This is a genomic window from Sphingopyxis sp. LARHCG72, assembly GCF_052871675.1.
Map to the genome: position 1 here is coordinate 1 of NZ_JBIXJU010000005.1, position 16,489 is coordinate 16,489.

Annotated in this window: 10 protein-coding genes and 1 tRNA gene; 5 read left to right on the plus strand and 6 right to left on the minus strand. The window is 65.3% G+C overall.

Annotated elements, in window-relative coordinates:
- Positions 1 to 226: 226 nt before the first annotated feature.
- Positions 227 to 316: transfer RNA gene (locus ACIPPQ_RS12230), tRNA-Ser, on the minus strand.
- 92 nt (positions 317 to 408) lie between these two features.
- On the minus strand, positions 409 to 3,654 hold the full coding sequence (locus ACIPPQ_RS12235; RefSeq protein WP_446544364.1) for an amidohydrolase family protein: 3,246 nt from the start codon (positions 3,652 to 3,654) through the stop codon (positions 409 to 411).
- A gap of 142 nt (positions 3,655 to 3,796) precedes the next feature.
- Here ACIPPQ_RS12235 and ACIPPQ_RS12240 point away from each other — a divergent pair, with 142 nt between their 5' ends.
- The 5 genes from ACIPPQ_RS12240 (at position 3,797) to ACIPPQ_RS12260 (ending at position 8,990) form a co-directional block, all read left to right on the plus strand.
- Positions 3,797 to 4,975, plus strand: a complete 1,179-nt coding sequence (locus ACIPPQ_RS12240) for a CaiB/BaiF CoA transferase family protein (protein ID WP_446544365.1) — start codon at positions 3,797 to 3,799, stop codon at positions 4,973 to 4,975.
- 74 nt (positions 4,976 to 5,049) lie between these two features.
- The gene (gene yghU, locus ACIPPQ_RS12245) at positions 5,050 to 5,925 is read left to right on the plus strand and encodes a glutathione-dependent disulfide-bond oxidoreductase (protein WP_446544366.1); all 876 of its coding nucleotides are present in this window, start codon (positions 5,050 to 5,052) and stop codon (positions 5,923 to 5,925) included.
- Between the two features lie 54 nt (positions 5,926 to 5,979).
- On the plus strand, positions 5,980 to 6,402 hold the full coding sequence (locus tag ACIPPQ_RS12250; protein WP_446544367.1) for a hypothetical protein: 423 nt from the start codon (positions 5,980 to 5,982) through the stop codon (positions 6,400 to 6,402).
- Between the two features lie 153 nt (positions 6,403 to 6,555).
- Positions 6,556 to 7,749, plus strand: a complete 1,194-nt coding sequence (locus ACIPPQ_RS12255) for an acyl-CoA dehydrogenase family protein (protein ID WP_446544368.1) — start codon at positions 6,556 to 6,558, stop codon at positions 7,747 to 7,749.
- Between the two features lie 101 nt (positions 7,750 to 7,850).
- A complete protein-coding gene (locus tag ACIPPQ_RS12260; RefSeq protein WP_446544369.1) occupies positions 7,851 to 8,990 on the plus strand; it encodes an acyl-CoA dehydrogenase family protein in 1,140 nt (379 codons plus the stop codon).
- A 63-nt stretch (positions 8,991 to 9,053) separates the two neighbouring features.
- Here the strand turns inward: ACIPPQ_RS12260 and ACIPPQ_RS12265 are convergent, their stop codons facing one another.
- From ACIPPQ_RS12265 to ACIPPQ_RS12280, 4 genes are all read right to left on the minus strand, one after another.
- The gene (locus tag ACIPPQ_RS12265; protein WP_446544370.1) at positions 9,054 to 11,561 is read right to left on the minus strand and encodes a TonB-dependent receptor domain-containing protein; all 2,508 of its coding nucleotides are present in this window, start codon (positions 11,559 to 11,561) and stop codon (positions 9,054 to 9,056) included.
- A gap of 2 nt (positions 11,562 to 11,563) precedes the next feature.
- Positions 11,564 to 12,496, minus strand: coding sequence for a FecR family protein (locus tag ACIPPQ_RS12270; protein ID WP_446544371.1), 933 nt, complete (start codon positions 12,494 to 12,496; stop codon positions 11,564 to 11,566).
- Positions 12,486 to 13,007, minus strand: coding sequence for an RNA polymerase sigma factor (locus tag ACIPPQ_RS12275; protein WP_446544372.1), 522 nt, complete (start codon positions 13,005 to 13,007; stop codon positions 12,486 to 12,488). Before ACIPPQ_RS12275 ends, ACIPPQ_RS12270 begins: the two co-directional genes overlap by 11 nt.
- Positions 13,008 to 13,240: 233 nt before the next feature.
- Complete coding sequence (locus ACIPPQ_RS12280; protein ID WP_446544373.1) at positions 13,241 to 16,450, minus strand: autotransporter outer membrane beta-barrel domain-containing protein; 3,210 nt, start codon at positions 16,448 to 16,450, stop codon at positions 13,241 to 13,243.
- Positions 16,451 to 16,489: the final 39 nt, after the last annotated feature.

Below are 16,489 nucleotides of genomic sequence, written 5' to 3' on the forward strand. Positions count from 1 at the left end.
GAACAACCTCCGCTTCACGCAGCTTGCCGATAATCTCTTCCGGGCGATGCTTCTTGCTCGGCATTCATAATCTCCTTCGTAATCCAAAATATCATCAATTTTGGACCACTCAGAAGGGGGCAGATCAGTCTGGACACGTGGGGATGCATGGGGATCCGAATCATCGAAAAAGCCTAGGTTTCCCTAGGCCTTTTTCGATGGTCGATGATGTGTGGAAATAAGAAAATGGAGGAGAGTGAGGGATTCGAACCCTCGGTACCGTTGCCGGCACTTCGCATTTCGAGTGCGACGCTTTCGACCACTCAGCCAACTCTCCTCGCTGAGAGGAGACGCCCCTAGCGGCGGTCCGGACGTCTTGCAACCCTCTCGTCACAAAAAGGCGATCCGCCGCTGGATTTCGTCGTCCGATCAGGGCTTGTCGACCTCCCACCAATAGGCTTCGCGCTTGCGATTCCCCGTCTCGGCCTCGTTCATCGTGAGCGGATCGTAGAGCCGTCCGCCGAGCATCACGCGGTGGATTCGCTCGGTGTTGCGGATGTTTTCGGTCGGGTCGGCGTCGAGGATCAGGAGGTCGGCGAGCTTGCCCGCTTCGAGCGAGCCGACATCCTTCGCATAACCCAACGACGTTGCGGGCATGATCGTCGCGGCGCGCAGCGCGTTGATATTGCTCCAGCCGCCACGCACGAACGACCAGATTTCCCAATGCGCGCCGAGCCCCGACTGCTGGCCGTGCGCGCCGATCGACACCATGCGGCCGGCGGCGGCGATCTTGCCCGCCTCGCGCGCCGAATCATCGTCGACATAATCGCTTTCGGGCGCGATCACGCGGCGCTTGTTGTTCGCGGCGAGCTCGGCCGGCGGCGCATGGCGCGACAGGATCGGATGCTCCCACACATTGGTGTGCGCGCGCCAATAGGGATCGCCCGCGGGGCCGCCATAGGTCACGACGAGCGTCGGCGTGTAATCGACCTGCGTCTGTCCCCAAAGCTGCACCAGATCCTTGTAGAAGGTGTGGAGCGGGATGTTGTGTTCGACCGTCGAGTTGCCGTCCTGGATCAGCGTGACGTCCTGCGTGAACAGCGAGCCGCCCTCGGGCACGACGGTCAGGCCTTCGGCCTGCGCGGCCTTCACGACCATCTGACGCTGGTCGCGGCGCGGCTGGTTGTAGTTTTTGACGCTGTGCGCTCCCTGCGCCTTCAATCGGCGGACGTGCGCGAGCGCGTCGTCATAGCCGTTGATCTCAGCATAGACGCCCGCCGCCTTTGCCCCGTAGATCACCTCGCCGGTCGAGAAGATGCGCGGCGCAAGGATCAGCCCCGCGCGCTGCATTTCCGACGAGACGAAGATTTCCGACGCGCGCGACGAAGGATTGTGGCTGGTCGTCGTCCCCATCGCGAGATTGACGATTTCGGACCAGTTCTGCTGCGGAACCAGCTCGTCGTCACCGTGCGATCCATGCGCGTGCGCGTCGACGAAGCCGGGGACGATCGTTTTGCCCGTTGCGTCGACCGTCACCGCGCCCGCGGGAACGGTGATCGCGCCCGCCGGTCCGACTGCGGTGATGCGGTCGCCGTCGATGACGATCGCGCCATTCTCGATCACGCCGCCATCCTTGTCGGCCATGGTCACGATCTTCGCGCCCGTGACGACGACGACGCCCTTATGCTTCGCCGCCGCCTGCGTCATCGACAGCGATACGCCGTCGGTCGGCGGGGCAAACTTTGGTGCCTTTTCGTCGGCGGGCGCGTTGGTGAAGAAGCTGGCGAGGTCGGCGCCGAACAGCGTCGCGCCGCGGCTCCAGTGAAGGCGGCGACCGCCGTCGGACCAATGGATATATTCGGCGCCGCTGCCGCTGACCCGCGTGACGGGCAGCGCACCGCTCTTGGTGCCGAGCGAGACATCCTGCCCGCCGGGCATCAGTGGGGTGACATAGGCGTCGTAGTTCTGCCGGAAGGCGAGGGTGCGGCCGTCGGGCGAGATTTCATAGTCGCTGACGAGTTCGCCATTGGCATGGACGCGCTTGTCCTGCCCGCTCATGTCGGTGCTGACGAGCTGGCTCTTGCCGTCGGCGGCGGTGACCATGAAGATACGGTCATTCGCCGCACCGAATTGCGGCTTGGCGCCATTATCGCTGACCCGCTCGGGCGCGCCGCCGGCCGCGGGAATACGGTAGATACCGGGATTCTCCCCCCAGCGTGCCGAGCGCAGGCCGCCGCCGGCGCGCCGTTCGAAGGCGATCGTCTTGCCATCGGGCGAGAAGCGGGGTTCGGCATAATGGCCGGGCACTCCGGTGACCTTGCGCGAGGTTCCGCCGCCCGCGCCGACGACATGGACTTCGCCGAGCCCGGTGTCGGTCCAGCGCACGAACACGATCGAGCGGCCGTCGCGCGACCAGCTCGGCCACAGTTCGAAGCCATTGTCCTTCGCTGCGGTGAGGCGCCGCGCCGCGCCGCCCGATGCGGGCTTTACCCACAGCTTGCCGAGCGTCTCGAACACGACCGAGCGGCCATCGGGCGACACTTCGGCCCAGCGCGGCATCTGCGTCGCAAAGCTGTCGGGCGCGACCTCGACCGCCGGGTGCGTCGCATCGACGATCACGCGGTTGTCGCTGACGCTGAAGGGGATGACCCGCGCTTCGCCGCCGGCGGCGCTCACGCGGCGCAGCTTGCCGCCGGCCCAGAAGACGATGTCGCTGCTGTCGGGGGTCCAGCCCATGTTGGGATAGACGCCGGTAACCGCCCAAGTTTCCTGAACATCCTGGTCGAGCGCGTCATAGACCTTTTTCTCGGTGCCCGATGAAAGGTCCTTCACATATAGCTTCGACTGCGTGCCTTCGCGGCGGACGAAGGCGAGCTTCTTGCCGTCGGGCGAGGGTGACGGCCGAACCGCGCCGCCCGCACCCGCGGCGACGGTCGTGACCTCGCCGTCGTTCAGGTCATAACGTTCGATATGAAACAGGTCGGTGTTGCTGTCCTGCGCATATTCGAAGATCGGCCCCGGGGTGACGTTGCGCGTGTAATAGACACCCTCGCCGTCGGGCGCGAAGGTCGGCTCGCCGAGTTCCTTCTGATGGCGCTCATTGGGCTTCTTGACGAGCGGTACGCCCGCGCCGCCCGACACATGGTACATCCACACCTCGCCGGTGCCGAGCGAGCGGCCGGTCGTGAAATGCTTCTTCGCAACGATGAACTGGCTGTCGGGGCTCCAGCTCGGCTGGTTTAGAAGTCGAAAATCTTCTTTCGAGATCTGGCGCTTGTCGCTGCCGTCGCGGTTCATCAGCCAGATATTGTCGCCGCCCGCACGGTCGGAAACAAAGGCGATGCGCCTGCCGTCGGGCGAAAAGCGCGGCTGGTGCTCATAGGCGAGGCCTTCGGCGATACGCGTCGGCGTGCCGCCCTCGATTGGCATCGTATAAATGTCGCCGAGCAGGTCGAACGCGATCGTGCGGCCATCGGGGGCGACGTCGACATTCATCCAGCTGCCTTCGTCGACGGCGAGCTGAACCTTACGCGTCGCCATGCCCGGCGGCGCGTTGACGTCCCATTTGTCGGGTTTCGCATCGGCGGCGGGTGCTGCCGGTGCCGGCGCGCTTTGCGCCCAGACCGAGGTGGAACAAGCCAGAGTCGCCGCGAGGGCGAGAGCGATGCGCGCCATGAAATTATCCCCGTTTGAAATTATGTGCCGACCATATGGTCCGGGCGCGAACATGCAAGGGACAGGTTTCGACGAAGAACTGGCAGCGTCGACGAGCGGCTGCTAGCCCGGATGCAGGACAGGATAGACGGGAGGGTGGAGCGTGCCGTTGAAGGGAATCCGGGTACTCGATTTCGGTCGCTATATCGCCGGCCCCTATTGTGCGGCGCTGCTCGCCGATTATGGCGCCGACGTGATCCGGATCGAGGCGCCGGGCGGCAACGACGACCGCTATACGGTGCCGGTCTCCGACGACGGATCGGGTGCGATGTTCATGCAGATGAACCGCGCGAAGCGGTGCCTGACGTTGAAACCCGGTAGCGTGGAAGGGCGCGAAATCGTCCGCCGCCTCGTCAAAACGGCCGATGTCGTGATCGCCAACATGCCGCATGACGCGCTGGTGAAGCTCGGGCTCGATTATGACAGCCTGTCGGCGATCAACCCGCGCATCATCCTCGCGACGGCGTCAGCGTTCGGCAGCGACGGTCCGCTCGCCAGCCGCGTCGGCTTCGACGCGGTGGGGCAGGCGATGTCGGGTACGGTGCACCTGACCGGCACGGCCGACCAGCCGTACCGCGCGCAGGTCAATTATGTCGATTTCGGCACCGCGCTCCACTCTGCTTTCGGCGTCATGCTGGCGCTGCGTGAGCGCGAGGCGACGGGGAAAGGGCAGTGCGTGTCGGGATCGCTGCTCGGCACCGCGCTCGCGATGTCGAATGCGCTCACCATCGACCATGCGCTGAACGGCATCGATCGCCAGCCGATCGGCAATCGCGCCTTCAGTTCGGGGCCGACTGATGTGTTCCGCACGCGCGACGGTTGGATCCTCACCCAGATCGTCGGCGCGCCGATCTTCGCGCGCTGGGCCGACCTTGTGGGACAGCCGGAGCTCGTCGACGACCCGCTTTACGCCAGCGATATCCTGCGGGGCAATAATGGCGAGGAGCTGAGCGCGATCATGCAGCGCTGGTGCATCGAACGCACGAGCGCGGACGCGATCGCCGAACTCGCCGCGGCGCGCGTTCCCGCGGCTCCCGTCCTGCGAGCTGGTGAAGCGCTGGCACAGCCGCAGGTCGCGGCGATGGGGCTGGTCGAGCCGGTCGGATATCCGGGCGCGGCGGGCAGCATTCCGGTGATCCGCGCGCCGATCCACCTTTCGGCCAGTGACAAGGTCAATCCCGCACGCGCGCCGCAGGTGGGCGAGCACAGCGACGCGATCCTCTCGGAACTCGGCTACGACGCTGAAGCCATTTCGGCTTTGCGGACGGCAAGGATTATTTGAGCCGGCGAGGGTGGACAAACGCCAATCGCCAATTAAGTTACCGGTCAGTATAAAAATCAGCCCAGGAGTTTCCGATGACCGATAACAGCGAATATGTGCCGCCGAAGATCTGGACGTGGGACAAGGAAAGCGGCGGGCGTTTCGCCAACATCAACCGTCCCATCGCGGGGCCGACGCACGACAAGGAGCTACCGGTCGGCAAGCATCCGCTCCAGCTCTATTCGCTCGGCACGCCGAACGGCGTGAAGGTCACGGTAATGCTCGAGGAGCTGCTGGCCGCAGGGCACAGCGGCGCCGAATATGACGCCTGGCTGATCAAGATCGGCGACGGCGACCAGTTTTCGAGCGGCTTTGTCGACGCCAACCCGAACAGCAAGATCCCCGCGCTTGTCGACCGCAGCGGCCCGGAGCCGATCCGCGTGTTCGAATCGGGCGCGATTCTGATCCACCTTGCCGAGAAGTTCGGCGCATTCCTGCCGACCGAAACCGCGAAGCGCGCCGAAACCCTGTCCTGGCTGATGTGGCAGATGGGGAGCGCGCCCTTCCTCGGCGGCGGCTTCGGCCACTTCTATGCCTATGCGCCGTTCAAGCAGGAATATCCGATCAACCGCTATGCGATGGAGGTGAAGCGCCAGCTGGACGTGCTCGACCGCCGCCTTGCGGACCATGAGTTTATCGCCGGCGCCGATTATACGATCGCCGACATGGCGATCTGGCCCTGGTACGGCGCGCTCGTGAAGGGGCTCGTCTATGACGCCGGCGAGTTCCTGCAGGTCGACGATTACAAGCATGTTCAGCGCTGGACCGACCAGATTGCCGCGCGCCCGGCGGTGAAACGCGGGCGGATGGTCAATCGCGTGATGGGCGATCCGGCGAGCCAGCTCCACGAACGGCACGATGCGTCGGATTTCGATCTTCGCACGCAGGACAAGCTGGAGGCCGCGGAATAATCCGTATCTTTCGCGCGGGGCCCGCGCCAATGGCTGCGGGTCGACCTGGTACCCGTGCCGACGGGCGGTGCGATCATCCTGCGCGATGTCAGCGAAACGATGGAGGAATGTGCCGCGGGCGATGCACGGAGTGCGCTGCTTGCGGCTGTCGAGGCCGACGGCGATATCGGACACGCGCGCATCACCGTGCGCGAAACGGTCGAGACCGCGAACGAGACACTGACCACCATGGTCGGGGTCGATGCGGCCGCGATCCGGCGGGTGCGCTTTTCGGCGCTCCTCGCGATCGGCCAGCGGCAGGCCTTTGTCGAGGCGCTGGAATCGGTGTTCCGCACCGGCGAACCGGCGCGTATCGGTTCCGAGATGATCACGCGCGACGGCGCGATCCTGCCCGTTACCCTGTCGATCGCCGAAGTTCGCGGCGCTTATGCGAGCGACGGGGCGGTCATCCTCGCGACCCCGCGGGCTACCGGTTAGGCGGCATTCCTGTATCGGCAAGGGCGGCCGCGCTGGACAAGCGTGCCCGTTACGCGCAATCATCGGGGAAGGAAGGTTGCAAGTCGCAACTTGCCGTTTACGTAAAGGTGAGCGCCCAGTATAAGGGCGCCATTACCCGATGGGAGATTCGTGATGGACATGGAATTCAGCCCCGAAGATCTCGCCTTCCAGAAGGAAGTGCGCGACTTCATCGCCGAAAATTACCCCGCCGAGCTGCGCGGAAAACAGGATGAGGGCGAGGAGCTGTCCAAGGAGGATTTCCTCGTCTGGCACAAGATCCTGCACAAGAAGGGCTGGATCGCGCCCGCTTGGCCGGTCGAATATGGCGGCACCGGCTGGACGCCGACGCAGCGTTTCATCTGGTCCGAGGAAACCGCCCGCGCCGACTGCATTCGCCTGATGCCTTTCGGCCTCGCGATGGTCGGTCCCGTTATCTACACCTTCGGCACGCCCGAGCAGAAAGCGCATTTCCTGCCGCGCATCCTGTCGGGCGAGGATTGGTGGTGTCAGGGTTATTCGGAACCCGGCTCGGGCTCCGACCTCGCCTCGCTACGCACCGCCGCGGTTCCCGATGGCGACGATTATATCGTCAACGGTCAAAAGACCTGGACGACGCTGGCACAGCATGCCGACTGGGGCTTCTTCCTCGTCCGCACCGACAAGGACGCCAAGCAGCAAGAAGGCATCAGCTTCCTCCTCATCGACATGAAATCACCCGGCATCACCGTGCGCCCGATCATCACCTTGGGCGGCGAGCATGAGGTCAACGAAGTGTGGCTGGAGGACGTCCGCGTGCCGCAATCGCAGCGCGTTTACGAAGAGAATAAGGGCTGGACCTGTGCCAAGTTCCTGCTCGCGCACGAGCGCACCGGCATCGCCGGCGTCGCGGCCTCGAAGCGCGGGATCGAGAAGGTGAAGGCGATTGCCCGCACCGAACTCGACGGCGACAAGCCGCTGCTCGCCAACGCTTTCTTCAAGCGCAAGGTCGCCGACCTCGAAGTCGATCTCGCGGCGCTCGAATTCACCGAACTGCGCAGCCTTGCCGGTCCGAACGCTAACCGCGGTCCGGGGCCGGAATCGAGCCTGCTCAAGATCAAGGGTTCGGAAATCCAGCAGCGCCTCACCGAACTGACGCTCGAAGCCGTCGGTCATTATGGTGCGCCCTATTTTCGCGGCTTTGGCGAGGGCGACAACGAGCATCCGATCGGGCCTGATTACGCGCACCGCGCCGCGCCGACCTATTTCAACACGCGCAAGACGACGATCTATGGCGGGTCGAACGAGATTCAGCGCAACATCATCGCGAAGATGGTGCTCGGACTCTGATCAGATAATCCACGTCATTCCGGCGGGAGCCGGAATCTCGGCCCCAAGGCCTCGAGACCCCGGCCTTCGCCGGGGTGACGGTGAAATTAGGGAATAGAAGAATGGATTTCACCTACACCGAAACGCAGGACATGATCCGCGACACGCTCGCCCGCTTCCTCGGCGACACCTATGATTTCGAAACGCGCCAGAAGTTCATCCATTCGGACAGCGGTCGCGACCCCGCGATCTGGACTGCGCTCGCGCAGGAACTCGGCATGCTCGGCGCGCCCTTTGCCGAAGAACATGGCGGCCTCGGCGGCGGTGCGCTCGAAAATGCGATTGTCATGGAGGAGCTGGGCAAGGTCATCGGGATCGAGCCCTATCTGCCGACCGTGGTGATCGCGGGCGGCGCGCTCAAGGCCGTCGGCGGCGCGCAGGCCGATGCGTTCATTCCAGAGATCATCGCGGGCAATGCGATCATCGCCTTCGCCTATGCCGAGCCGCAGGGGCGCTACGACCTTGCGAACCTGCGCACCACCGCGAAGAAAGACGGCGCGGATTATGTGCTGAACGGCCATAAGGGTGTGGTCTATGCCGCGCCCTGGGCGACCCACTTGCTCGTCACCGCGCGCACCGGCGGCAACCAGCGTGACAAGGATGGCGTGTCGCTGTTCCTGGTCGACGCCAACCTGCCGGGCATCGTTCGCCGCGACTATCCGACCGTCGACGGCAGCCGCGCGTCGGAAATCTATTTCGAGAATGTCGCGATCCCCGGTGACGCGCTGCTGGGCGGCGAAGGGGCCGCGCTGCCGCTGATCGAGCAGATCGTCGACGAGGCCACCGTTGCGGTGTGCGCCGAGGCGACCGGCGTGATGCAGAAACTGCACGAAGGCACTCTCGAATATACGCAGCAGCGCAAGCAGTTCGGCGTGCCGATCGCGAAATTCCAGGTACTCCAGCACCGCATGGTCGACATGTTCATGGAGGTCGAACAGGCGCGCTCGATGACGATCATGGGCACGCTGAAGCTGGGCTTGCCTGCGAACGAGCGCATGGCGGCAGTCTCGGCCGCGAAGGCGAAGGTCGGGCGCGGCGCCAATTTCGTAGGCCAGAACGCGATCCAGACGCACGGCGGCATCGGCATCACGCAGGAACTGGCGATCGGCCATTATTTCAAGCGGTCGACGATGATCGAGGGTCAGTTCGGCAGCGTCGATCATCATATGGACCGTTACGAACGAATTACGCTGGCCGACTGACGGCTTCGCCGTCGCGGCCGACCGACGGCCCGGCGGATTGATTGGGAGAGCCGCGGCGTCGCCTTAATAGGCGACGTCGACGGCGATCCGAAGCGTGCGCGGGCGCAGCGGGGTCAGGAACCCTTCATTGCCCTCGACGAAGGGCGTACCCAGCGAAAAGCGGTTTCCGCGCGAATCGAACAAATTGGTCAGCGTGAATGACAGCCCGCGGCGTTCGTTGCCGACGCGCATCGCGAGGCCCGTATCGATATAATCGCCCTGGCTTTCGCCGAGCACCGGCCCGATGCCGAGCCGCGACGGGCCGATATAGTTGGCCCAGCCGTTCACGCGGAATCCCTCGTCGCCGATGACCGTGGCATAGTTCACCGAACCGCGCACCGCATGGCTCGCAACATTGGGAATGCGGCCGAGCCGGCCCGGCGCCGTGTCGAATACGGGCAGGATCCGCGGCGCGAGGTCGTCGACCCGGCTGTGGTTATAGACCGCGCCCAGCTCAAAGGTCAGCGTTTCGGTCGGACGCATCGCGAGCGCGCCTGAAATGCTGGTGATACGCCCGTCGCCGATGTTGGCGGTGGTCGGGAAACCCGTGCTGTCGATAAAATCGGCCTGGATGTTGCGCCAGCGGCTGTGCGAGATCGAGACGCTGGCGTCGAACAGGCTCTGCCCTTTGTCGCCGAAGCGCATTCCGGCTTCCCATGTCCGCACCTGGTCGTTGAGGAAGCGTCGTACGAAATTGCCGTCGACCGCGAGGCCGCCGGGGCGGAAACCTTCCTGATAGCGCGCATAGATCCGGACATTGTGCAGCGGCGTCGCGAGCAGCGAAAAGGACGGTAGCAGGTCGGTTTCGTTGCGCGAGGCGGTCGTCGCACGCCCCGCCTGCGAGAGGGCGAAAGAGACGCCTTCGGCCTCGCCGCCGAGCTTCGCGTGCGACAGGCGGACGCCGCCCGAAGCGATCAGGTTCGGCATCACCTCGACCGTGGCCTCGGCATAGCCGGTGAATTCGGTGATCCGGTTGGTCACACCGGGCAGGACCGCGCGGAGCGGGCCATAGCCATATTCGCGGTCCTGCCGCGCCCGATTGTCGATGAAGCTGGCGCCGACGACCCAGCCCAGCCCATCGCGATACGGCCGGGACAGGCGGTTTTCGCTGACGAACATGCGCGTCGCATTATGCTGGTCGAGCACGCGCGGAACATCGTTCAGCGGAATGACCTGAATGGGCGCGAACAGGCGCTCGACATCGACCGCTGCAACCGAAGGCGGGGCAGGCACGCCGCCGTTGGACATATCGGACCCTTGTCGCGCTTCGGGAAGGCTGGCGTCGAAGCGCTCGAACAGGCGGTGGTCGATGAAGGCGTTCGACGACTGGAAGTGCAGGTCGTCCCAGTCCTTCATGACGACGATCGTGCCCATGCCGTAGCGCGCGGTCGCATTCTGTTCGACCATCGAATTGCGCGTCAGCGGCGGGCCGTCCTTGTCGGCATATTGGGCATCGTCCGACGTGATCGCCTGGTAAACGCCGCCGAAATCGACCGTCCAGTCGTCGCCGGCCTCGAAGCGGAAGGTCCCACGCCCGCCGCGCACATGGACGCGGTTGACATCGTTCTGCCCGCGTAGCGGATTGTCGATATAGCCGCCGTCGGTCAGCATATAGCCGACGAGGCGCAGCGCATGGCCGTCTTCGCCGACGGGAAGGTTGGCTATCGCGGCGATGTCGCCACCGGGATCGCCATGCTGGGTGATCGAGACGCCCGCGATCGCCTGTATCGTCATCGCGCGCGGATCGGGTGCCTTGGGCACGACGCGGATGATGCCGCCGAGCGACCCGGCCCCGTACAACGTGCCCTGCGGTCCTTCGAGGATTTCGACATTGTCGACGTCGTAAAGCCGGAGGTCGGGGTCGGGGGCGTTGTAGCTGAGACGGATGTCCCCGAAATATTGGCCGACGGTCGACTGGGTCGGACCGGTGAAGCTCGAATCGGCGATACCGCGAATGAACAGCTTGTTGCGCCCCGAACCGAGGTGGGTCGAAGAGACGGTGGCGGTCCGTGACAGGATCGAATCCATCCCGCGTTCGCCGCCAAAGGTCAAATCGCCGCCATCCAGTTGGGTGACGACGCCCGCAAAGTGCGAATAGGGAAGATCGGTCTTCGACGCGGTGACGATGATTTCGTCCTCTGCCGAAGCAACCGCGTCCTGCGATGGTTCGCGAGCGCGCGGTTGGGGGGCCTGTCGCGGTGCGGGTGTCGCGCGTGCGACGCGCGGTGCAGCGGGGCGCGGCTCGATCCGCCAGCTCGTCGCGCTGACGCGCACCGCGCGCGCGTCGGATCCGGCGAGCAGGCGGCGGATCGCCTCGTCGACGCTCATCCGTCCGCGTACCGGCTTGACGCGCGCCTGCCAGAGTTTCGCATCGACGACGCTGATGCTGACCCCGGCCTGCCGGCTGATGACCGGCAAGACGCTCGACAGGCTTCCCTTGGGTACGTCGAAGGCGCGTTCCTCCGCCGCCAGAGCCTGCGCGGGCAGGCTCAACGCGATTGCTGCTGCGGCAAGGGAAAGGCGCGATCGCATGTTCAGCGGGTCAATATCCAGCCATCGCCTTGGCGCTCGGCCCGGGTGCCCGACAGCGCGGCGAGGTCGGCGATCGTGCGGTTGCGGTTCTTGTCGATAATCAGCGCGCCGCGGAACGACAGGTCGTTCGCCTCGGGCGCGATGCTGACCTGCATCCCGGCGGTGCGCTTCAGGTCCTCGGCGACGACGGCGAGCGGAGTGCCGTTATAGACGAGCAGGCCGCTGCGCCAGCCGCCGACATTCGCAACGTCGACATCCTTTACGACGGGCGGTTTGCGGTCGCCATCGCGGGCTTCGATCCCCTTGCCCGCGACGAGGCGGACCTTGTCGCGGTCGGGGTTGTAAAGGACGATGCCTTCGGAGACTGCGACCGAGGTCTGGCGATCGCGGCGCACGACATTGAACGCGGTGCCGAGGTCGACGATCCTGGCGCCGCCCGTTTCGACGACGAAGGGATCATTGTCGCGGTGCACGACGTGGAACATCGCCTCGCCCGATTCCAGCCGGGCAAAGCGCGGACGGTCCTTGTCGATTTCGACCACCGACGCGCCGTTGATCTCGATCTTCGATCCGTCGGCGAGCGTGACCGTACGATGTTCGCCCGCCAGGGTTTCGATCCGGTCCGCACTGCCGAACGGGTTCAGGCCCGACAGGCTGATCGCGCCGACGAGCGCGGCCGCCATCGCACCGCCGAACCACGCACGCCGCGACGGGCGGCGCGGGGCGTCGGGTACCGTCACCACCGAAGGTTTCTCAACCGGGGGCAACGCATCGAGATCGCGGTCGAGGCTCGCGACCGCATCATAGATTGCGGCATGATCCGCATCCTCGGCGAGCCAGTCGGCGAAGCCGTCCCAGTCATCGAACAGGGGATCGCGCTGGCGGATCAGCCAGTCGATCGCGCGCGCTTCGGTGGTCGTCCGGTCAGCTTGCATCGAACTGCCTCCGGATGACGGCGAGCGCGGCATAGACCTTGCGCAGATCGGCTTCGACGGTACTCAGGCTGACCCCCATTTCACCGGCTATATCGCGCTGGCTGAGGCCGTCGACGCGAAAGCGGCGGAAGATGCGCGCCGGCCGTTCGCCGGTCGCGGCGATCGCCTTTTCAACCAGCACGAGCTGCTCGCGCGAGATCAGCGAGGTTTCGCTCGACGGCGCGTGCGCGGCGGAGGCTTCGCCCCATGCCTTGTCACGCAGCTCGCGCTGTCGCGCCGAGCGATAGCGATCGAGCATCAGATTGTTCGCGGCGCGCATGATATAGGGCAGGGGGTCGGCAATCGGCCCGCTTCGCCGGTCGGTCAGTCGCATCCACAAGTCCTGGAACAGGTCTTCGGCACCGTCGGCGGCGCCGCGAACCTCCAGAAAGCGGACGATACGGTCCCGGTTGGCGAGCAATACGCCTTCGATGCCTTGGGCGGCGTCGGTTCGGTCACGCGGCTCGGTCATGGATTGCTTGCTTTGGAACGCCATCTTCTGTCGGTCAGCGCCCATTCTTGCTGCGCCATACGTCCCCCTGATTGCGCCGTCATATAGCGCCAATGGCCTGCGGTGCAACCGCGGCGGAGGGAGAGGGATGATGGCCAGTGCAAGCATCGGTTTCTTCGTTCATGTCCCAAGGCAAGGGGGAAGCGTGGGTAGGGGTAACGCTTCCCCCTCGCGGGCGGGGCCGGCCAGGGGGGCTAGAGGCCGACCCGCAGACTCGCACGGAAAGCCCAGCCGATATGGCTTTGCTGTTCTTCCGCGGACACTTCGCCGGCGACCTGGAAGGCCGAATTTCCGGCGATGCCACGGAAACGGCCGATCCAGCCGCTCGTGCGATCATCAGGAGTGAGAGTGAAGGGAGTGCCGTCCTTGAACGACGCGGTGGTCGCGCCCAGCGTGCCGCTGACGATCTGGCGGCGGCCGCCTTCGAGTTCGAAGCGGGTCCAGCCGTCATATTCGTCGGCGCCGCCGAAATCGAGCCCGATGGCAACGGTCCCCGACACGGCGAGTTCGTCGCTGTCGCGGCTCAGCACCTTGAGATCGAGCGCATCGCCGCCGCCGGTTTCCTGATAGCCGTCTTCCTTCAGCTTGAAGTAATCGACCGCGACCATCGGGCGGATCGTCAGGCCGCCGGCACGGGCGTCATAGGCGAGCGAGCCCGAGGCCGACCACAAGGTGCCGTCCCATTTGCCCTTCATGGTCTTTTCGATGTCCTCGGCGCCGGCTTCGGCGCGGAAGATGCGCGTGCCCTTCATGCTGATCGGCGCACCCGAAACGCGGGCGTTCGCCATGAAGCCGTCCGAGCGCAGGCGCCAGTGCAGCGCGCCTTCGAACTGGCTGGTGCTGACTTCATTGGCGTTGCTGCCGTTGGCGTCCTTGCCGCTGAGATAGGCGATCGAGCCACCGAAGTTGCCGATGTCGCTCTTGATTTCGGCGCCGCCCGAAATGCCCCAGCCGCTGACGTCATAGCTCGCGGTGTTGCCGATGCTCTTCGAGGTGCCCCAGACCGCCTGGTTGACCCAATAGCCCCATTTGCCTTCGTCCTGGAACGGCGCATTGGGGTCCTGGAGATAACGCGACAGCGCGCGCGAGCCCGAAGTGACGGTTTCAAACACGCCGCCCTCATGTTCGGGAAGCATCTGGCCGAGTTGGCCCCGGAACTGGGCGCCGTCGGTGATGCCGAGGAAGACGCCCTCGACCTTCTTGTCGGCGATCACGGCGTCGAGCACCGCGTCGAATGCCCCGGCTTCGGAGCGATTCAGGCCGAGTTCGGTCGTGCTCTTGCGCGAGACGTCGACGATCAACTGCGTGGCATTCGACGTCAGCGTGCCCTTGTACAGGAAGGGCAGCAAGGTCTGCGACGCGGTCAGGTTGTTCGCGCCGGTCAGGCTGCCGGCAGTCAGCACGACATGCTGTCCCTCGGCCTTTTCGATGCTCGACAGCTTCAGCGCGAGTTTCGATTCGGCGCCGAAGCTGGCGTTGCCGGTGACCTGGAGGTTGGTTCCGGTGGTGCCCGTATCGAGCATCACGCCCAGCGTGCCCTTGTCGGTAATCGCGAGCGACGAAATCGTCGCGGCGCCGCCGACGTCGAAGGTGCCGCCGGAGACCGATACCGCGAGGCCCTGCGAATTGGCGAGCGTGCCCGAGAAAATCGACGTGCCGCCGATGGTCAACGTATCGGCGCCGCCGCCGAAGTCCGCCAGACCGGTGAACTTCGACGTTCCGGCGAGCGTCATCGTGTCGTTGCCGGTACCGAAGCGGGCGTTGCCGGCGTAGGTCGCGTCACCCGACAGCGCGAGCTTGTTGTTGCCGGCACCGAAGAAGCTGTTCCCCTTTACCGAGCCGTCGGCGATGTCGAATATGTCGTTGCCGCTGCCGAAGCGGACGTCGCCGATGATGCTGGGCGCGGTGATTCCCGCGGCCACCGCGGTCTGCTTGACCGTCGCACCAGTGCTGTTCGTCGACAGGTCGATCGCGATATTGCGATCCGACGAAGCGAGGGCGCCCGTGGCGCTGATCGTGCCGCTGTTCTCGACCGTGCCAACCTTGCCCGACAGGTCGACAATGGCGCGCGCAGTGCCGTTGTCGCCGCCGGTCTTGGCGGTGATCGAACCGCTGTTGCGGATCAGCGGCACGTCGCCGCCCGCCTCGACCAGCACCGCCGTCGCGATCGAGTTCGCGGTGTTGCCCGCGGTCGTCGCGTCGATCTTGCCGGCGTTGCGGAGTTCGGGAGTGGTCGCGCCGCTGCCGATGCGGATCGCCGTCGCGGCCGTATCCTTCGACAGCGCCAGCACGCTGCCCGTGGCGCTGATGCCGATGCCGCCGGCGATGTTGACCGTGCCGCCGAGGCCACCGATCTGTATGCCGTTGCCGTCCTTGCCAGCATAAAGCCCGTTCCCGATCACCGACCCTTCGATGATCAGGCCGAGGCCGGTTCCGGTTCCGGCGACCGGGCCGATCGTGACCGCCTGGGTGGCGGAGCCGATGCGGACCGCCGCTGCCGAACCGAAGGAGCGGACCGCTGCCGTGCCTTCCTTGTCGTCGTCGATGCCGTCCTTGTCCTCGTCCTTGTCGTCGGGCTTTGTGTCCTTGGGCGCCGCGGCGAGGACGATGCCGCCCGTCACATTGCCTTCGACCGACAGCGCGTTGCCGCCGGTCAACAGGTCGTCGGCGTCGAGCTTCGAGGGGTCGGCCGGCGGCGTCGTGAAACGATAGCCGGTGGCGGTCAGATTCCCCTGGACGACGAGCGCCCCGGTAATGTTGCCCGCAAGCCGCGCGCCGGTCGCGTCGAGCCCCGTGGCGGTGATCGTGCCGGCGAGGCGGACGTTGCCCGTGACATCCTGCAACCCGACGCCGAGCGCGCGGTCGCCGAGGACGGTGACGGTGCCGTCATTGATGAAGCTGCCGGTCAGCGGTCCGCCGAGGCGGATGCCCGCCGAATCATTGCCTTCGATCGCGATTGTGCCGCCGTTGACGATGTTGCCGGTAAAGGCGCCGCCGGTGGCGATGCCGACGCGATTGCTGCCAATCGCAAAGGGGCCGTCGAGGTCGCCGTCATTATCGATATCGGTTGGCGCATAGCTTTCGTCGATGGTGATCTTGCCCGCGTTGGTGATCCCGCCCGAGGTTCCGGCGCCGGCGAAAATGCCGGTCGCGCCGTTGACGTTGCTGAACTCGATCGTTCCTTCGTTGATCACCTTGTGGTTGCTGTCGATCGTGACGGCGGGACCCGCGGCCGTCAGCTTGATCGACCCCGCCGAGGTGATCTTGATATCGTCGGGCGCGCCCGATTTGATCGTCGACGTCCGCACCGGCGCCGTCGTCGCGGTGGTGATCGTCGTTTCGGCATAGGCCGTGGTCGAAAGGAGGGTGGCCAGGCAGGTGGAGGCCAGCAAGGTCTTGCGCATCGGGTTCCTCTTGTGATCGGGGCCGGAGCATCGTTCCGG